The organism is Gordonia phthalatica (assembly GCF_001305675.1).
GTDB classification, from domain to species: Bacteria; Actinomycetota; Actinomycetes; order Mycobacteriales; family Mycobacteriaceae; genus Gordonia; species Gordonia phthalatica.
This window is the reverse complement of sequence record NZ_CP011853.1, coordinates 670,588-688,921: the sequence shown is the minus strand read 5'-3', so window position 1 is coordinate 688,921 and position 18,334 is coordinate 670,588. Positions and strand designations below refer to the sequence as shown.

Genomic DNA, 18,334 nt, shown 5'->3' with positions numbered 1-18,334 from the left:
AGTCATGAGCGAGGAATTCGATGTCATCGTCGTCGGAGCGGGCGGAGCCGGACTGGCCGCGGCGCTGACCGCCGCGAGCAAGGGACTCAAGACGGTGCTGGTGGAGAAGTCGCCGTACTGGGGCGGCTCCACGTCGCGGTCGGGCGGCGGCGTCTGGATCCCGAACAACTCGGTGCTGAAGCGCGACGGCGTCGTCGACACCCCCGAGGAGGCGCGCAAGTACGCGCACGCGATCATCGGCGAGCACGCACCGGCCGAGCGGATCGACACCTACATCGACCGCGGCCCCGAGGCGCTCGACTACATGATCGCCCACTCGCCGCTGAACCTGGAATGGGTGAAGGGCTACTCCGACTACTACCCGGAGGCGCCCGGCGGTCGTGCGATGGGCCGATCGGTGGAGCCGAAGCCCTTCGACGCCCGCGAGCTGGGCGACGACCTCGCCACCCTGCACCCGCAGTACACCAAGGCCCCGCTGAACATGGTGGTCCTGCAGTCCGACTACCGCTGGCTCAACACCGGCCTGCGTCACTGGCGCGGTCCGCTGCGCATGGCGAAGGTGGGCGCCCGCTTCTTCTGGGCGCGCAGCCGCGGCAAGAAGATGATCGCGATGGGCGCCGCGCTGGCCGCCGAACTGCTGATCGGCTGCCGCCGGGCCGGCGTCGACATCCGGCTGAACACGCCGTTGACCGACCTGATCGTCGAGAACGACGCGGTGGTCGGCGTCCGCGTCGAGGTGGACGGCAAGCCGTCGGAACTCCGATCGCGCTACGGCGTCATTCTGGGCAGCGGCGGATTCGAGCACAACCCGCAAATGCGTGCCAAGTATCAGCGCGCCCCGATCGGCAGCGAGTGGACCACCGGCGCACCGACCAACACCGGCGACGGCATCAACGCGGCCCTCGCCGCGGGCGCGGGCGTCTCCCTGATGGACGACGCGTGGTGGGGTCCCACCATCCCGCTCCCGAAGGGTCCGTGGTTCGCGCTGTCGGAGCGGTCGGTCCCCGGCACGTTCATCGTGAACACCCGCGGCGAGCGGTTCATGAACGAGTCGCTCCCGTACGTCGAGGCCGTTCACCAGATGTACGGCGGCGCCTTCGGCCAGGGCGACGGCCCGGGCGAGAACGTGCCCGGCTGGCTGATCTTCGACCAGCGTTGCCGCAACCGCTACCTGTTCGCGGGCATCACCGCCCGACAGCCACTGCCGAAGAGCTGGCTCAAGTCGGGCGTGGTCGTCAAGGCCGCGACGCTCGACGAACTCGCGGAGAAGACCGGACTCCCCGCCGACAAGCTGAAGGCCACCACCGAGCGGTTCAACGGCTTCGCGCGCAGCGGCACCGACGCCGACTTCCACCGCGGCGACAGCGCCTACGACCACTACTACGGCGACATCACCAACAAGCCGAACCCGAGCCTCGGCGTGGTCGACAAGGCCCCCTTCTACGCGGTGAAGATGGTGCCGGGCGACCTCGGCACCAAGGGCGGCATCAATACCGACATCGCGGGCCGCGCACTGCGCGAAGACGGTAGCGTCATCACCGGCCTGTACGCCGCGGGCAATACCAGCGCGCCGGTGATGGGCCACACCTACGCCGGTCCCGGTGCCACCATCGGACCGGCCATCGTCTTCGGCTACCTGGCCGCACTCGACACCGTCGAGAAGGCCAAGCAGGCCCATGTCTCGCAGGTAGGAGCTTGATTCATGCCCATCGATCCCTCCGTCGCCGTCGGTGCCGACCTCGGCGAAGTCACGTTCTCGTGGACGTCGCGGGAGGTGGCCCTCTACAACCTCGCCGTGGGCGGCGCGCACGACCCGATGGACACCGTCGGTCTGCAGTACGTCCACGACGCCGAGCCCAAGGTGCTGCCGTCGTTCGCGACGGTGGCCGCCACTTTCCACGCCACGGAGGCGCCGAAGGTGGAGTTCCCGGGCGTCGACATCGACCTGGCGAAGGTGGTGCACGGCGCCCAGCAAGTGCGGGTGCACCGGCCGCTGCCCGCATCCGGCACCGCGACCACCCGCACCCGCATCGCCGAGGTGCAGGACAAGGGCTCGGCCGCCGTCGTCATCCAGGAGTCGGTGACCGTCGACGAGGCGGGCGAGCCGCTGTGGACGGCACGGTCGTCGATCTTCGCCAAGGGTGAGGGCGGCTTCGGCGGCGACCGCGGCACGTCGACGAAGGTCGTGCTGCCCGATCGTGCCGCCGATCACGAGATCCTGGTCCCGACACAGCCCGGGCAGGCTCTGCTGTACCGCCTGTGCGGCGACCGCAACCCGCTGCACAGCGATCCGGCGTTCGCGGCGGCCGCCGGTTTCCCGCGCCCGATCCTGCACGGTCTGTGCACGTACGGCAGCGTGGCGCGCGCCGTCGTCGACGAGGTGTTCGGCGGCGACACGGCAGCGTTGGCCGAGTACGGCGTCAGCTTCGCGGGCGTTGTGTTCCCCGGTGAGACGCTCCGCGTGCGCGCCTGGGAGGATGGCGACCGACTGCTTGCGGCCACCACCGTCGTCGATCGTGACGACGCTCCGGCTCTGGGCAACGTCGTCTTCACTCGTTCCTGACTGAAAGGCTCCGCATGACCGCCTCGCTCGTCCCCCTGCTCGACGCCAACCGGGAAGCCATGGCTTCCGATTTCGCCGACGTCATCGACGCGGAGGTGAAGAAGCAGTCCGGTCTGTCGGGCACTGCGATCAAGACCGCGTACAAGGCGGCACAGAAGTTCAAGCCGGGCATCGTGCAGGTCGCCACCAGCAAGATGCTGCCGGATTTCATGACGGCGCTCTCACCGCTGTGGGACTCCAAGCCCGCGGGCACGTCGTTCGGTGAGCATCTGAAGGCCAACGACGACGCGGCGGCCGAGGCCCTGCTGGCCGTGACCGACGGTCAGGCCGAGAGTGCTCCCGCGATGCTCGCGAAGCCGTACAAGAGCGTGCGCGGCAAGGCCAAGGGCTATGTGATCGACGCCCTCGGCCCGGTGGGCGACGTCATCGAGAAGTACGCGGGATAGTTCCGAATGCGACGAGCGCGGTCTGATCAGAATGCTGATCAGACCGCGCTTGCCACTATCAGGAGCAGTGCGGCGAAGACGCCGACCAGGATCGCGAGCATTGCAAGCATGCGCCAGACGTGGATTCGGCCCTGCTGCAACGGTGTGACGCGACCTGTGGTCAATCGGCCGGCGGTCAGTTGGTTGGAAGCCATGGTGATCATCTTTCGCTCGAGAGTGATCTGTTGTCCGTGTGACTAATGTGTCACAAGTTACAAAAGAAAGCTGTGAACTGATGGTGCGTGTCGGGGGAAGTCCAGGTGAAGATCGCGCGGCGGACATGCCCGCGCTTCGAACCGCCTGGCTGGTGTTGGTCTCGTGTCTCGCCGTGAGCCTGGTCGTCGCAGCGATGGCCGCCCTCAACACCGCCCTCCCGGACATCGCGCGCTCCACCCACGCCACCACCGGCCAGATGACATGGATCATCGACGGCTACACCCTGGTTCTCGCGGCCCTGCTGCTGCCCGCGGGGGCGATCGGCGACCGGATCGGACGCAAGCCCGTCCTGCTCGCCGGTCTGGCGGTCTTCGGTGTCGCCTCCCTCGCCGCGGTGTGGGTCGACACCCCCACCCAGCTCATTCTGACTCGTCTGGTCGCGGGCGCGGGCGCCGCGATGATCATGCCCGCGACGCTCTCGCTGATCAGTGCGGGAGTGCCCCGAGAGAAGCGCGCCCTCGCGATCAGCGTCTGGGCGGGTGTCGCCGGTGCGGGCGCCATCCTCGGCTTCTTCGTCACCGGAGTCCTCCTCAACTTCTTCACCTGGCATTCGGTGTTCATCACGTTCGCGGCGTCGTCACTCGCGACGCTCGTCCTCGTCGCGACGATCGGCAGCTCCCGGGACGAGAACCCCGGAGCCTTCGACGTCGTCGGGTCCCTGACCTCGATGACGGCGGTCGCCGCCGTCGTCTTCGGACTCCTGGAGGCGCCGCATCGCGGGTGGACCGATCCGCTCATCCTGGTCTGCCTGGTCGGCGGCGTCGCGATGGCGGTCGGGTTCGTGCTCATCGAGCTGCGTCGCACCTCGCCGCTCCTGGACGTCCGACTGTTCCGCAATCGCGCGTTCGCGGCCGGGTCGCTGTCGGTGGCGCTGCAGTTCCTGGCGTCGTTCGGCGTGTTCTACCTGCTCCTGCTGCAACTGCAGCTGGTCTTCGGCTACTCCCCGCTCATGTCGGCGATCGCCCTGTTCCCGATGGTCGTCGGCGTCGGCGCGTTCGCGATGATCGGCAACTGGGTCGCGGTCCGCTTCGACTCCCTCCGGATCGTCCTCGCGGTCGGCATCGCGACCGCCGGGATCGGTATCCTGGCGATCGGCCTGGTCGACGCCGACGTCTACTGGAAGCTCGGTGTGATGCTCGGCGTGGTCGCGGTCGGCATCGGTCTGGCGACGGCACCGTCGACCACCGCGATCATGGCGAACACCCCGCTGGAGAACCAGGGCGTCGGCTCCGCGGTCAACGACACCGCCCGCGAACTGGGCGCCGCCATCGGCATCGCCCTGGCAGGCAGCATTCTCGCCGCCGGATACGAGAAACGGATCGACGCGACCGCAGACCTCGCCCACCAGCAGATCGCGACCTTCTCCCCCGACGCCGCGCAGCAGGCGTCCGACGGCATCCGCAGTTCGCTGGTCGGCGCCGTCGAGGTGGCCGATCACCTGCCCGCGAGCGCCGCCCCGCTGGCGCAGCAGATCGTCGACGGCGCGCAGGCCGCGTTCCTTCCGCCTCTGCAGTCGGCCTGTCTGGTCCTGGGATCGATCCTCGTCGTCGGCGCCGCCGGCCTCGGGTGGTTCGCGCCCCGCCAAGTGATGCCGTCCGAGCAGTAGAGGAGCCATCGATGGACGAGCACGTCGGAGAGACGTCGATCGCGCCGGGCACGCCGTCGTCGCCCGACGACATCGACGACGCGATCCGCCTGGAGCTGGAGTTCCTGACCTCACTGATCTGGGCGCCCGACGCGATGACGACGGCGACCGTGACGGCGATCGTCGGCGCACCCGCCGACCGGCCGCGGTCGGACGATCATCTGCCCGTCGCGAGCGGCCTGTTCCTCCGGCCGATCCACGACACCCTCTTCACCGCGATCACCGCCCGCGTCGACGACGGCCTGCCGGTGACCCCGACCCTGCTGTCCGAGGGGATCGACGATCCCCGCGCCCGGACTGCGCTGCGCGGAGTGATTCTGGAGATCGCCGCCCCGTCCGGCCCCGGACCGCTGCCGGGCGGTGCCGACGTCCCGCACCTGGCCGCAGCGTTGATCGACCGCTGGTATCGGCGGGGCTACGCCGGTCTGCTGGCGCGCATGGGTCTGGTGGCCGAGGAGTCCGCGACCGCCGACCTGGCCGAGCACTGGGCGGCGATGACCGCCCACCAGCAGCGCGCCCACCGCCGGTGGGCGGCAATCCGAACGCGACTGGCCGACCTCTGATCCATCACGGACGCACGGCGATTTCGTCCGAGCGTGCGGGTAACCTCAGACAGAACAACGAAGCGGAGGAATCCGGGCAAGTGGGATTCCGGGAGGGGGACGGCGTGAAGAGGCTCTGGACCGTGTCCGGACTGGCTGTCGTCGCCGCCGGCGCGCTGGTCGCGTGCGGTTCCGATGCTCAGCCGGCGAGCGATTCCAGCACGCCTCCCGGCATCACGGCGGTGACACCGTCGCCCGCCGGGACGTCGACGATCACCATCACCTCGGTACCGCTCACTCCGACCACGCCCGCCACCGAGGCCGATCCCGCCGCGTACGCGGTGGCAGGCAGCCCCGGCGCCTTCCGGTGGAGCTATGCGCACGACCCCCTGCGCGAATGCTCCCTGAGCCCGGCGATGAACGGCCTCACCGCCCGCATCACCTGCTCGGCGCCGTTCCCGCCCGACGCACCGACCATCAGCGTCGACGTCTTCAACGGACAGCCGAACGCGATCGTGCTGACCAACGAGGGCACCGAACCGACGATCGTCGAGGGCGGTCCCGCCGCGGCGCCCGATCTGCCCGCGGGCAGCCGACTCACCTTCGGCGACCTCGCGTGCACCGCCCGGCCGAACAATTCGATCACCTGCACCTCACCCGACGCCTGGTTCACGGTGCAGAACGGTGTTCTGGCGACGTCGTGACCCGCGACCACCGGGGCGTCAGGCGCGACGGGACACGTACATCTCGCGGTAGCGTTCGGTCGCGGCGTCGGCCTGAACGCGCTGTCGCTGTGTGAGCGGCGAGAACCCGAGGTCGTGCTTGCGGAGCCGCACCACCCGATTCTGTGCCATGTAGGCGGCGGAGAAGATCAGCGCCAGCAGCACCGCGAGCAGCACCATCAGCGCCCGGATCCACACCGCACCGTCGAAGGCGAAGAACATCGCCAGGTACAGCGGCAGGAAGGCGAACTGCGTGCGGATCAGGTGCCGCGGGGTGGCCATCGGGCCGGTGAGATCGTTGCGCACCCACTCCCGTTTGCTCTCGGGCAGGGTGTGGCCGTAGGCGTACCTGACCCACTGAATCGGATTCGGGCGACCGCTCATCGTCGAACCTCTCGAAAATAAATCGCGTGCGATTGAATATCACGCAACTTACAGCACGATTCAATCGCGCGCTACTCGATCGGTCGTAGAATCGGGCCATGACCGCGATCGCTGGAAACCCGCTGCTGCTGGAACGTCAGGTGTGCTTCGCACTCGCCCTCGCCAATCGTTCAGTGCTGCGCGTCTATCGGCGGATCCTGGAACCGCTCGGCCTCACGCATCCGCAGTACCTGGTGATGCTGACCCTCTGGCAGCACGCGCCCCTACCGGTGAAGGAGATCGGGCGGCTACTGCAGCTCGACTCGGCGACCCTGTCCCCCATGCTCAAGCGCCTTGAGGCCGACGGCGTCATCGAACGACGACGCAGCGGAGCCGACGAGCGCAGCGTCGAGATCCACCTCACCGACGCCGGCGTCGAACTGCGCAACCAGGCCCTCGCGATCCCCGGCCAGGTGGTCGACGCCCTCGGTGGCGACCTTCCTCTCCTGGAGGAACTGCACGCGGTCCTGACGAAGGTGAATGCGGCGGCCGTCGCATCGGAGAAGGACTGACCGGCCCGAGCCCCGACCGATATTCGAGTGCACCCGCAGAGTCACGTCAGGTAGGGTGGCCGACGTGGAGATCGAGGTCGACAGAATCTGACGCCGTCACACGGCACCCGTCTGTCCACAGTCCGTCGCGCCTGTCTGAGCGCGCGACGACTTCCTCTGTAGAAGGACCTCCTCCATGTCTTCCAGTTCCTCCGCGTCGTCGATCACTCTGCGCGACGTCTCCTTCGCCTGGCCCGACGGCAGCATCGCGCTGTCCGGCGTCGACGGCGCGTTCAACCCCGGCCGGACCGGCCTCGTCGGCCGCAACGGCTCCGGAAAGTCCACGCTGCTCAAGCTGATCGCCGGGCGACTCACACCGACGTCCGGTCGGATCGACGTCGCGGGCGACGTCGGTTACCTGCCGCAGGACCTGACCCTCGCCGCCTCCGCCACGGTCGCCGATCTGCTCGGCATCGCCGACGTGCTGACCGCGCTGCGGGCCATCGAGTCCGGCGACGCCGATCCGAAGCACTTCGACGTGATCGGCGACGACTGGGACATCGAGGCCCGCGCCGACGAGGGGTTGAGCCGCATCGGTTTCTCTGCTGCGGACCTCGATCGCAGCGTCGCCGAACTCTCCGGCGGCGAGGCAATGCTGGTCGCGGTCACCGGCCTCCGCCTGCGGCGCACTGCCGTCACCCTGCTCGACGAACCCACCAACAATCTGGACCGCCCCACCCGCGCACGGCTCGCGGAGATGATCGACGACTGGCCGGGCACTCTGGTGGTCGTCAGCCACGACTTGGAACTGCTGGAGCGGATGCAGCACACCGCCGAACTGCACGCCGGCCGGGTCGAGACCTTCGGCGGCCCCTACAGCGAGTGGAAGGCACACCTGGAGCAAGAGCAGGCCGCCGCCGCGCAGGCCGCACGCAGTGCCCAGCAGACCTTGAAGACCGAGAAGCGGCAGCGGGTCGAGGCCGAGACCAAGCTCGCTCGCCGGGAGCGCACCGCGAAGAAGGCGGCGCGCGACGGCGGCATCCCCAAGATCATTCAGGGGATGCGCGCGAACAACGCGCAGAACTCGGCAGCCTCGCTGCGGTCCGGGCTCGACCAGCGGGTCGACGCCGCGCAGGCCGCGGTCGACGCCGCTGACGCCCGCCTCCGGGACGACGACCACATCAGTCTGGAACTCCCCGACCCCGCAGTCCCGCGCAGCCGACGGATCGCCGAGTTCACCGACGGCGACCGCACGGTGATCGTGCAGGGGCCCGAACGCGTGGCGGTCGTCGGCCCCAACGGCGCGGGCAAGACCACCCTTCTGGAACAGATGGTGACCGGTGCCGAGCCGACCGCAGGCCACATCGGCGGCACGCTCCTCACCGACCGCGCGGGCTACCTGCCGCAGCGGTTGGACGGCCTCGACGAAGACGCCAGCGCACTCGACAACGTGCATGCGGTGGCACCGGATGCCGAGTCCGGTCAGATCCGGAATCACCTCGCGCGACTGCTGCTGCGCGGTGCCGCCGTCGATCGCCCGGTGTCGACCCTGTCCGGCGGCGAACGATTCCGTGTCTGCCTGGCCAAGCTGCTGTTCGCGGAGCCGCCGTCACAGGTGCTGATCCTCGATGAGCCCACCAACAACCTGGACGTCGCCAGCGTGGAGCACCTCGCCGAGGCCCTCAACGCCTACCGCGGCGCCCTCATCGTCGTGAGCCACGACTATCCGTTCCTGCAGACACTGGGGCTGGACACCGTCGTGGAACTCGACGGCGACGGCGGCCTGCAGCAGCGCGCCGAACTGCCGTGAGAAGCGGGCTCAGTTGTGGGGCGCGCCGACCTTGTCCAGCTGATCGGGGCAGAACGCGCCGATCGCCGCGCTGGCGACCATCATCGCCTGCTGTTGCCCGCCGGCCTTCGACTCCAGATCCTTGGTGACGTCGAGCATGGAGGTCCCGGACTTCAGGTCGGAGCAGACCTTCTTACCTGCGTCGACTGCGTCGTCATCGTTCGCGAACGACGTGCCCGACGAGTTCACGACCTTCAGATAGGTCTGAGTCGCGGCGTCGGATTTGTCCGCCGAACCGCTGTCGTCACTGCCGCCGCACGCCGACAGGAGTGCGACGCCCGCGATCAGCGGAGCCGCCAGAAGAACCCGGAATTTCATCGTCTGTCCGTTCAGTCGGGAACAAGTCATCGAAGTCTAGACCGACCGAACGCCCGAAGAGTCGCGACGCGAGATACCGATGCGGCGGGCTCGGCGAACCGAGCCGAAAACGACGCACGTTGGCGCTTTTCGTCGTACTGGATGCGACGAAAAGCGCCAACGTTGCGCGGTTTCAGAAGAGTCGGTCGATGACTCCGTCAGACGGTGACCCCGTCGGCGGCCGTAGCCTTGGCCCACTTGTAGTCGGCCTTGCCCGCGGGGCTGCGCTTGACTTCGTCGACGATGACGACGGTGCGCGGCACCTTGTAGCGGGCGAGGGTCTTGCGGGCGTGCTCCTGGATCTCCTCCAGCGACGGCTCGGCGGCCCCGGGCTTCAGCGAGATCACGGCGGCGACCCGCTGCCCGTACTTGGGATCCGGCGCGGGCACGACCAGCGCGTCGGCGACGGCCGGGTGGGCGTGCAGCGCACCCTCGACCTCTTCGGCATAGACCTTCTCGCCGCCGGTGTTGATGCACTGGCTGCCGCGGCCCAGGAAGATGATGCTGCCGTCCTCGCGGACGTAGCCCATGTCGCCGAGCACCGAGATCCGCGTGCCGTCTTCCAGTGTCGGGAACGTGCGGGCGGTCTTCTCCGGGTCCTTGTAGTAGCCGAGCGGAATGTTGCCGATGCGCGCGATGTGCCCGACCTGGTTGGGCTCGGTGATCCGCTCGAACTTCTCGTCGACGACCATCATGCGGTCGGTCGGCGGCACCATCAGGTTGCCGTTCTCGTCCATCTTGATCTCGCCGTCGTTGCCCGACTCGGAGGCGCCGAAGTTGTCGCGCAGCAGCAGGTCGGGCTTGACCGCGAGCATCCGTTCGCGGCAGCTCTGGCTCCACAGCGCACCGCCGGAGGTGACCGAGAACAGGGTGGAGAAGTCTGCGGTGTCCTTCTGCTTCTCCATCTCGTCGACCAGCGGCATGCCCATGGCGTCGCCGACGATCAGGATCATCTGGGTCTTGTCGCGGCCGATGTTGCGGATGATCTTGGCCGCGTCGAAGTCGCGCTCCAGGATCAGGCGACTGCCCAGCGAGATGAACGTGAACAGCGAGTACGACGCGGCACCGTGCATCAGCGGCGCGGCGATGAGGAACGACATCGACGGGAAGTTCTGGACTTCCTTGGCCAGCTCCGCGAGGTCGGCGCGCGGCGGACCGTACGGGTTGCCGCCGGAGATCGGCTTGCGGAAGAAGTCGTCGTGCTGCCACATGACGCCCTTCGGGTAGCCGGTGGTGCCGCCGGTGTAGATCATGTAGATCTCCTCACCGGTGCGGGCCTCGAAATCGCGCTCGGTGGGCCGGCCCTGGAACTCGTTGAAATCGACGATCTCGACGGTCCGACCGTCCAGCGCAGCGGCCGCGGCGGTCAACTCGTCCACCACGTCGCCGAGGACGAAGACGGTGCGCAGCTCCGGCAGTTTCGGCATGAGCTCGGCGACGCTGCGCTGATGCTCGGGAAGTTCGACGACGATGGCGGCGGAGTCGGAGTTGTCGAAGATGTACTCCAGCTCGGCGTCGGTGTAGCGGTAGTTGACGTTGACCGGGACCGCGCGGATCTTGATCAGGCCGAGCAGCGAGGTGACGTGCTCGACGCTGTTCTTGAGGTACAGGGCGACGTTGTCGTCCTTGCCGACACCGTGGGCGGCGAAGTTGTGCGCCACCTGGTTGGCCAGCCGATCCAGCTCGGCATAGGTGATGTCCTGGCCTTCCCACGTGAGGACCACGCGGTCGGATACGGCGTCGGCGACGGTCTCGAAGACGTCTGCGAGGTTGAACTTCATCTTTCTTAGATCTCCTTGGGAGGGCCGACGAGTCGGACGTGGTGGGTCAGGCGGTGAGGATGAGGCCGGAGGTGGGCACGCCGGCGCCCGCGGTGACGAGGACGCGCTCGGCGCCGTCGACCTGGTTGACGGAGGTGCCGCGCAGCTGGCGCACGCCCTCGGCGATGCCGTTCATCCCGTGGATGTAGGCCTCGCCGAGCTGGCCGCCGTGCGTGTTCAGCGGCAGCGCGCCGCCGACCTCCAATGCGCCGGGCTGGGAGACGAAGTCCTTCGCCTCGCCGCGTTCACAAAAGCCCAGCTCCTCGAGCTGGATCAGCGTGTAGGGCGTGAAGTGGTCGTAGAGGACGGCCATGTCGATGTCCGACGGCCCGAGCCCGGACTGCGCGTACAGCTGTCGCCCGACCAGGCCCATCTCCTCCAGCTCCGGCAGCGCATCGCGGTAGTAGCTGGTCATGATGAACTGGTCGCGACCGCTGCCCGACGCCGCGCCGGCGATCGTGACCGGCTTCTGCTTCAGGTCCCTGGCGCGTTCGGGCGAGACGATGACGAGTGCCACGCCGCCGTCGGACTCCTGACAGCAGTCCAGCAGATGCAGCGGCTCGGCGATGTACCGCGAGTTCTGGTGGTCCTCGAGGGTGATCGGCTTGCCGTAGAAGAAGGCGTTCGGGTTCACGGCGGCGTGCTTGCGGTCGACGACGGCGATGCGACCGAAGTCCTCGCTGGTGGCGCCGTACTCGTGCATGTAGCGCTGCGCGACCATCGCGACGAACCCAGCGGGCGTCGAGAGGCCGTGGGGATACGAGAAGGCGTTGTCGGCGCCCGAGGAGTTGGCCTGGTTGGCGACGTCCTTGCTGACCTGACCGAAGCGATGCCCCGACCGCTCGTTGAAGGCGCGGTAGGCGACCACGACGTCGCACACGCCGGTCGCGACGGCCATGGCCGCCTGCTGCACGGTCGACGCAGCGGCCCCGCCGCCGTAGTGGATCCGCGAGAAGTACTTCAGTTCGGGGATGCCGGTGGCGCGGGCGACGGCGATCTCCATGTTGGTGTCCATCGTGAAGGTCACCAGGCCGTCGACGTCGGCGGCGGTCAGACCCGCGTCGGCGAGCGCGGCGTTGACGCATTCGGCGGCCAGTCGCAGTTCGCTGCGGCCGGAGTTCTTGGAGAAGTCGGTGGCGCCGATGCCGGCGATCGCCGCCTTCCCGGACAGGGTGCGGTCGGTCATCACGCCTCCTCGCGGGTGAAGGTGACCGTGGAGATCACATGCTTGCCGAGAGCGTTGGTGCCGGTCACCGCGACGGTGATCGCGCTCCCGTCCACCGCGGTGACCTCGCCGGTGAAGGTGAGGGTGTCGTAGGCGTACCAGGGCACGCCGAGCTTGAGCTTGATGCCGGTGATCCGGGCGCGCGGGCCCGCCCAGTCGGTGACGAAACGCTCCACCAGACCCGTGTCCGTCAGGATGTTGACGAAGATGTCCTTGGAGCCCTTCTGGTGGGCCAGGTCGCGGTCGTGGTGGACGTCCTGGAAGTCGCGGGTCGCCAGGGCGGTCGCGACGACGAACGTCGGGGTCGCGTCGATCACCAGCGGTGGCAGGGCCTGCCCCACCTCGATGGTCCCCACCTCGGTACTCGTGGTGCTCACTTCGCCTCCTTCGCCCGCCAGGCGTACAGGTGCCAGGGCTGGTCGTTGTCGTCGTCGGCCGGGAAGTCGAGGAACTCCACCTCGACCGGCTGGCCGATGGCGACGGTCTCGGGGTCCACACCGCGGAGCTGACCGAGCATTCGGACGCCCTCGTCGAGTTCCACGAGCGCGACGACGAACGGCAGTTCGCGACCGGGCACGCGCGGGGCGTGGTGCACGACGTAGCTGTAGACGGTGCCGGTGCCCGAGGCGACGACGTAGTCGGTGCCGGGGAACCGACCGTCGGCGTCGCGCTCGGTCCACGTCGCGGGGATCGGCGGGTGATGGAGCGAGCCGTCCGGGAGCTTCTGGATCCGCAGTTCGTGCGCGGCGACGCCGTCCCAGAAGAACTGGGTGTCGCGGGAGGCGGACGGCCGGATCAGCTTGGTGGGATCGAGGTCGTCGTACGCCGACGCGGACTCGGCCTCAGCGGGCGCAGCAGCCGCGGGCCGGAACTTGAGGATCCGGAAGTCCATCTCGGCGACCGTCTCGCCTGCATCGTCCCCCGTCGCTCCGCTCGCCCGCACCCGCCAGGTGTTGCGCGTGGTGAAGAACCAGCCCTCGCCGAGTGCGGTCTGCTTGGGGCCCACCACGTCGGTCAGCTCCGACGAGATGGTCACCTCCTCACCCGGCCGGGTGTAGCGGTGATAGACGGTGTCGCAGTTGGTGGCGACCACCGAGGTGTAGCCGGCGTCGTCGAAGAGCTCCGTGGCCAGGCCCAGCGGATCGTCGTCGGTGCGCGTGCCGTGCAGGCCGCGCATGGTCCAGACCTGCGCCATGGCGGGCGGCGCGACGACGCCCGGGTGCCCGGCGGCGCGGGCGGCGTCGTCGTCGACGTAGATCGGGTTGGCGTCCTCCATCGCCTCCAACCAGTTGTTGATCATCGGCTGGTTGATGGGATCGCGGCCGGCGCGCGGGGCGCTGGCGCCGCGAGCCTTGACGGTCTCGGCGGCCGCGAGGATCTCCTCCGGCGTGGACTGGGGTGTGAGGGTCATGTCCGGTCCCCTATCGCTTGATCCGGGGCAGGCCGAGCCCGGCCGTGCCGATCATGTCGCGCATGACCTCGTTGACGCCGCCGCCGAAGGTGATGACGACGTTGCGTTTGGCCTGCATGTCGAGCCAGTCGACGAACTCGGCGGTCACCGGGTCGGAGAAGTCGCCGTAGTGCCCGACGACGTCGTCGATCAGCCGGTAGATCACCTGCAGTCGTTCGGTGGAGAACACCTTGGTCGCGGCGGCGTCGGCCATCGAGATCTCCCCGTTCGACGCGACCTGCCAGTTGAGCAGTTCGTTGAGCCGTTCGTAGGCGCCGATCTGGGCGAGCAGCCGACGCACGCGCTGGTGCTCGATGACGGGCGCGCCCTCGTGCTGGGCGGCGGTGGCCCAGGCGCGGACGCGGTCTTCGAGTCCGCCGATGCGGCCCGACGGCCCGAGCATGACGCGTTCGTGGTTGAGCTGCGTGGTGATCAGCTTCCAGCCGTCGCCCTCCTCGCACACGCGCATGCTCGCGGGCACGCGGACGTCGTTGTAGTAGGTGGCGTTGACGTGGTGGGCGCCGTCGGCGGTGATGATCGGCGTCCAGGTGAAGCCCGGATCCTTCGTGTCCACGATGAGGATCGAGATGCCCTTGTGCTTGGGGGCGTCCGCATCCGTGCGGCAGGCCAGCCAGATGTAGTCGGCGTCGTGGCCGCCGGTGGTGAAGATCTTCTGGCCGTTGACGATGTAGTCGCCGGTCGCCGGGTCGACGACCGCGCGCGTGGTGAGCGACGCGAGGTCGGTGCCCGCGTCGGGCTCGGTGTAGCCGATCGCGAAGTGGACGGTGCCCTCGAGGATCTTCGGGAGGAAGAAGTCCTTCTGCTCCTGGGTGCCGTAGCGCTGCAGGGTGGGACCCACGGTCTGCAGGGTGACCGACGGCAGCGGGATGTCGGCTCGGACGGCCTCGTTGGTGAAGATCTGCTGCTCGATCTCGCCGAAGCCCTTGCCGCCGAACTCGGTCGGCCAGCCGACGCCCAACCAGCCGTCCGCGCCCATGCGGGCGATGACGTTCCGGTAGGTGGGGCCGTGCCGCTCGGTGCGCATGGTGCGCTCCTCGTCGGGGCTGATGAGGCCGGCGAAGTAGGTGCGGAGCTCGTCGCGGAGTGCGATCTGCTCGTCGGTGAACGCTACGAACATGCGGCGGCCTCCCGTCCGGTCGGGACGGTCTCGTCGGCGAGGACGTCCAGGGTCTGGTGCGCACCGCCTGCGAGGCGCGCGAAGTCCTTGACCAGCGAGAAGTACCGGTGCAGTGGGTACGTGACGTCCACGCCGATCCCGCCGTGCAGGTGCGTCATGGTGCGCAGGGTGGCGGGGAGTTCGGCGGAGACCCAGTACATCGCGGTCGCGAGGTCGGCCGACGCGTCGGATCCGTTGGCGAGATCCCAGGCGGCCGCGGTCGCCACCAGATTCATGGTCCGCGAGACCACGTACACGTCGGCGAGCTGCTGGCCGACGGCCTGGAACGCGGCGATCGGCTTGCCGAACTGCTCGCGGGTCGACACGTGCGTCGCGGTGCGGGCGATGGCGCCGGCGACGAGGCCGTCGGCGTAGGCCGCGAGCAGCGCGCGGTAGGCGTCGACCGCCGCACGCGGGCCGTGGTCGAGGATGTCGGCGACCGGGATCTCGACGGCGTCGAACACCACCCGGTACTCGCCCTGACCGGACGACGACGCGGTGCGGGTGATCGTGACACCCGGTGCGTCGGCCGGGACGATGACGGTGCCGCGGTCGGCGGCGACGACGATCGCGGCGGCGCCCTCGGCGGCGAGGACGCCGGTCTTGACGCCGTCGAGGCGGGCACCGTCGACCGTTCCGGTGAGGGTCGCGGCGGGTCGTTCGCCGAGCGCACGACCGTTCTCCCCGATCGCGACGGCATGCCAGCCGCCCTCCGCGATGGAGCGACCGTGAGCACTAGCCTCCGGCGACCGCGCGAGCATCAGTGCGGACACGAGGGTTCCGATGAGCGGTGCGACGACGGCGTCGTGCCCGGCCCGCTGCATCAACGGGACCAGCGCGTCGATCTGCAGGTCGTCACCGCCGAGCGATTCCGGCAGCGGCAGAACGGTGACGCCGGACGCGACGAGCGCCTCCCACGCGGCATGATCGAAGCCGCCGAGGTCGTCGGCGAACTTGCTCTCCCAGTCGGGCTGCAGCCGCTTGATCACCTCGTCGGCGACGTCGCGGACCGCAGCGGCGGCGGGCTCCAGGGCGAAATCCACCCGGCTCCTCCTCAAAATTAGAACGTGTTCTATTTATTCATATCAGATGGATCGAGACCGCCGTCACAAAGCGGCCACATCCAGGACTTCTACCGGCGAATCAGCCGCGCGGGAGGCCCAGAATCCGCTCAGCGGCCGCGTTCTTCAGGATCTGACTGGTGCCGCCGGCGATCGACAGACAGCGGTTCAGCAACAGGAACCCGGTAGCCGCGCTCGCCGCCAGCCCGGCCGTGCCGAGCAGATCGGTCGCGAACTCCGGAACCGCCTGGCGGTGCACCACGCCGATCAGCTTCCGAACGCTCGACGTGGCGCCGGGGTCGGTACCGCTGAGTCGCTGGGCCACCGACCGCGCATCCATCACGCGGCCGATGTGGGCATCGGCGATGATCCCGCCGAGCGTCAGGGTCTGCGCCTGCGTGAGGTCCATGTCGGCGGCATCGAGCTGACGCAGCAGCGAGTCGACCTCCTTGCCGAGGCCCGACCCGCCCATGGCGACCCGCTCGTTGGCGAGTGTCGTGCGCGCCAGCCGCCACCCGTTGTCGACCTCGCCGACCACCATCTCGTCGGGAACGAAGACGTTGTCGAGGAAGACCTCGTTGAACATGGCGCGACCGGTCAGCTCGCGCAGCGGGCGGATGTCGATGCCGGCCGCCGCCATGTCGACGAGGAAGTAGGTGATGCCCTGATGCTTGGGGACGTCCGGGTTGGTGCGGGCGAGGCAGACCGCCCACTGGGACATCTGCGCCTCCGACGTCCAGATCTTCTGCCCGGTCAGCAGCCAGCCGCCGTCGGTCCGGACCGCACGGGTCCGCAGGGACGCGAGGTCGCTACCGGCCTCCGGTTCACTGAAGAGCTGGCACCACCGGATGTCGCCTGCGAGAGTCGGCGCGACGAACGTCTCGCGCTGCAGGTCGGTGCCGTGCTCCAGGATCGTGGGGAGCGCCCAGCCCGCGATCACCAGGTCGGGACGGACCACGCCGACGCGGTCGAGTTCGGAGTCGATCAGCAGCTGCAGCGCCGGGTCGGCCGACAGCCCGTACGGGGCCGGCCAGTGCGGCGCCAGGAAGCCCGTGCGCGCCAGTTCGGCGCGACGGGCGTCGGGTGCCGCCGCGGCGATGGCGTCGGCGGTCGCCGCGATGGCGGGGCGCTGCGCCTCAGCGTCGACCAGGTCCAGGGAGAACTCGCGCCGGCGACCCTCGCGGCCGAGTCGTGCGAGTTCGACGCGCTGCGCCTCCCCCGCCCCGAGCAGCATCCGTGCGGCCAGCGACGACCGCAGGTCCAGGTGAGCGTCGTGCTCGAAGGTGAAGCCGATGCCGCCGAGTACCTGGATCGCGTCTTTGGCGTTGGCCTGCGCCAGGTCGGCGGTCAGGACCACCGCGGCCAGTCGGCTCAACTCCACCTGCGCAGCCCGATCGTCGGTCGGGTCGTCCACTGCGTCGTCGAGCGCCCGCGCCAGGTCCCAGGCGGCCGCCCCCAGCTGCTCGCTGCGGCAGAGCATGTCGGCACAGATTTGCTTCACGGCCTGGAACGAACCGATGGGCGCGCCGAACTGCGTGCGGACCTTCGCGTACTCGACAGCGGTCGTCAGCGCGTGGCGGGCCACGCCGGCCTGATAGGCGACGACGCCGAGGTGCAGGAGAGCGACGAACAGGTCGCCGTCGCCGATCTCGATCAGCGCGTCGGTCAAGACCCCGGTCAGCCGGACCGAGACCGGGACCGCGGTGCCGTCGAGCGGTCCGTCGACCGCTTCGGTCTCGACACCGCAGGTCAACGGGTCGATGACGCGCCAGACCGCACGACCGTCGCCCGACTTCACGGGCGCGACGATCAATGCGTCCGGCACGAAACCCGGGACCAGCCCGAGGTCCGCACGACCGTCGTCGCCCAGCCCGAAGCCCGCCGCGTCCGCATACGCGGACGCAGGCACGACCACCGGACGCTCCCCCGCCAGCACCGCCTCTGCCAGCGGGTTCTCCTGGGCGGCGAGCACGTACGCGGTCGCGACAGAGGCCGCGAGCGGCCCCGGAACCAGTTCCTCGCCGCATGCGGAGAGCATCACCGCGACGTCCTCGACGGTGCCGTCGGCGCCGCCGAATCGCTCGGGGACGCCGGCGGCGAACAGCCCGAGGTCGGCGATCTGCTGCCACAGCGGACGCCACGACGCGGCGGAATCGTCGAGATCACTGCGAACCGCCGCACGCACCTCCCGCGCCCGAGCCCAGGCGGCGATACTGTCGACTACGACCCGTTGGTCCGCTGACGTGGCGATTGTCACCGAGATCTCCTCCGCGATTTTGTTGGTAACACCAATTAGAACCTGTTCTAA

Annotated in this window: 18 protein-coding genes; 8 read left to right on the top strand and 10 right to left on the bottom strand. The window is 69.0% G+C overall.

Annotated elements, in window-relative coordinates; translation table 11 throughout:
* Positions 1-4: 4 nt before the first annotated feature.
* Genes kstD through ACH46_RS03190 form a run of 3 tightly spaced genes read left to right on the top strand, consistent with a single transcriptional unit; the run spans position 5 to position 3,009 of the window.
* Positions 5-1,699 carry a 3-oxosteroid 1-dehydrogenase gene (gene kstD, locus ACH46_RS03200; RefSeq protein WP_062391649.1) on the top strand — a complete coding sequence of 565 codons (1,695 nt, stop codon included), beginning with the start codon at positions 5-7 and terminating at the stop codon, positions 1,697-1,699.
* 3 nt (positions 1,700-1,702) lie between these two features.
* Positions 1,703-2,563 (top strand): MaoC/PaaZ C-terminal domain-containing protein, encoded by an 861-nt coding sequence (locus ACH46_RS03195; protein WP_062391648.1) that lies wholly within the window; start codon positions 1,703-1,705, stop codon positions 2,561-2,563.
* Between the two features lie 14 nt (positions 2,564-2,577).
* Positions 2,578-3,009, top strand: coding sequence for a DUF6918 family protein (locus tag ACH46_RS03190; RefSeq protein ID WP_062391647.1), 432 nt, complete (start codon positions 2,578-2,580; stop codon positions 3,007-3,009).
* Positions 3,010-3,047: 38 nt separating this feature from the next.
* Here ACH46_RS03190 and ACH46_RS21195 read toward each other — a convergent pair whose 3' ends face one another.
* Positions 3,048-3,203: a hypothetical protein gene (locus ACH46_RS21195; protein ID WP_157850992.1), complete on the bottom strand. Its 156-nt coding sequence runs from the start codon at positions 3,201-3,203 to the stop codon at positions 3,048-3,050.
* Between the two features lie 125 nt (positions 3,204-3,328).
* On the opposite strand from ACH46_RS21195, the gene ACH46_RS03185 reads away from it, so the two are divergent.
* The 3 genes from ACH46_RS03185 (at position 3,329) to ACH46_RS03175 (ending at position 6,155) form a co-directional block, all read left to right on the top strand.
* Complete coding sequence (locus tag ACH46_RS03185) at positions 3,329-4,870, top strand: MFS transporter (RefSeq protein ID WP_226995746.1); 1,542 nt, start codon at positions 3,329-3,331, stop codon at positions 4,868-4,870.
* A gap of 11 nt (positions 4,871-4,881) precedes the next feature.
* Positions 4,882-5,472, top strand: a complete 591-nt coding sequence (locus ACH46_RS03180) for a hypothetical protein (RefSeq protein ID WP_062391645.1) — start codon at positions 4,882-4,884, stop codon at positions 5,470-5,472.
* Positions 5,473-5,576: 104 nt separating this feature from the next.
* Complete coding sequence (locus ACH46_RS03175; RefSeq protein ID WP_157850991.1) at positions 5,577-6,155, top strand: hypothetical protein; 579 nt, start codon at positions 5,577-5,579, stop codon at positions 6,153-6,155.
* An 18-nt stretch (positions 6,156-6,173) separates the two neighbouring features.
* On the opposite strand, the gene ACH46_RS03170 is transcribed toward ACH46_RS03175, so the two are convergent.
* Positions 6,174-6,557 (bottom strand): DUF5313 family protein, encoded by a 384-nt coding sequence (locus ACH46_RS03170; protein ID WP_062391643.1) that lies wholly within the window; start codon positions 6,555-6,557, stop codon positions 6,174-6,176.
* 98 nt (positions 6,558-6,655) lie between these two features.
* Here ACH46_RS03170 and ACH46_RS03165 point away from each other — a divergent pair, with 98 nt between their 5' ends.
* Together ACH46_RS03165 and ACH46_RS03160 are read left to right on the top strand one after the other, a co-directional pair.
* On the top strand, positions 6,656-7,108 hold the full coding sequence (locus ACH46_RS03165) for a MarR family winged helix-turn-helix transcriptional regulator (RefSeq protein ID WP_062391642.1): 453 nt from the start codon (positions 6,656-6,658) through the stop codon (positions 7,106-7,108).
* A gap of 175 nt (positions 7,109-7,283) precedes the next feature.
* On the top strand, positions 7,284-8,897 hold the full coding sequence (locus ACH46_RS03160) for an ABC-F family ATP-binding cassette domain-containing protein (protein ID WP_062391641.1): 1,614 nt from the start codon (positions 7,284-7,286) through the stop codon (positions 8,895-8,897).
* Positions 8,898-8,906: 9 nt separating this feature from the next.
* On the opposite strand, the gene ACH46_RS03155 is transcribed toward ACH46_RS03160, so the two are convergent.
* The 8 genes from ACH46_RS03155 to ACH46_RS03120 all read right to left on the bottom strand — a co-directional run bounded on the left by ACH46_RS03155 (position 8,907) and on the right by ACH46_RS03120 (position 18,283).
* Positions 8,907-9,254, bottom strand: coding sequence for a DUF732 domain-containing protein (locus ACH46_RS03155; protein WP_062391640.1), 348 nt, complete (start codon positions 9,252-9,254; stop codon positions 8,907-8,909).
* A 197-nt stretch (positions 9,255-9,451) separates the two neighbouring features.
* A complete protein-coding gene (locus ACH46_RS03150; RefSeq protein WP_062391639.1) occupies positions 9,452-11,074 on the bottom strand; it encodes an AMP-binding protein in 1,623 nt (540 codons plus the stop codon).
* A 46-nt stretch (positions 11,075-11,120) separates the two neighbouring features.
* On the bottom strand, positions 11,121-12,299 hold the full coding sequence (locus tag ACH46_RS03145; protein ID WP_062391638.1) for a lipid-transfer protein: 1,179 nt from the start codon (positions 12,297-12,299) through the stop codon (positions 11,121-11,123).
* On the bottom strand, positions 12,299-12,715 hold the full coding sequence (locus ACH46_RS03140) for a MaoC family dehydratase (RefSeq protein ID WP_269465035.1): 417 nt from the start codon (positions 12,713-12,715) through the stop codon (positions 12,299-12,301). Before ACH46_RS03140 ends, ACH46_RS03145 begins: the two co-directional genes overlap by 1 nt.
* Positions 12,712-13,749 (bottom strand): bifunctional MaoC family dehydratase N-terminal/OB-fold nucleic acid binding domain-containing protein, encoded by a 1,038-nt coding sequence (locus tag ACH46_RS03135; protein ID WP_062391637.1) that lies wholly within the window; start codon positions 13,747-13,749, stop codon positions 12,712-12,714. Before ACH46_RS03135 ends, ACH46_RS03140 begins: the two co-directional genes overlap by 4 nt.
* Positions 13,750-13,759: 10 nt before the next feature.
* A complete protein-coding gene (locus tag ACH46_RS03130; protein ID WP_062391636.1) occupies positions 13,760-14,926 on the bottom strand; it encodes an acyl-CoA dehydrogenase family protein in 1,167 nt (388 codons plus the stop codon).
* Positions 14,917-16,008: an acyl-CoA dehydrogenase family protein gene (locus tag ACH46_RS03125; protein ID WP_062391635.1), complete on the bottom strand. Its 1,092-nt coding sequence runs from the start codon at positions 16,006-16,008 to the stop codon at positions 14,917-14,919. Before ACH46_RS03125 ends, ACH46_RS03130 begins: the two co-directional genes overlap by 10 nt.
* 100 nt (positions 16,009-16,108) lie before the next feature.
* Complete coding sequence (locus ACH46_RS03120; RefSeq protein ID WP_062391634.1) at positions 16,109-18,283, bottom strand: acyl-CoA dehydrogenase family protein; 2,175 nt, start codon at positions 18,281-18,283, stop codon at positions 16,109-16,111.
* Positions 18,284-18,334 lie beyond the last annotated feature (51 nt).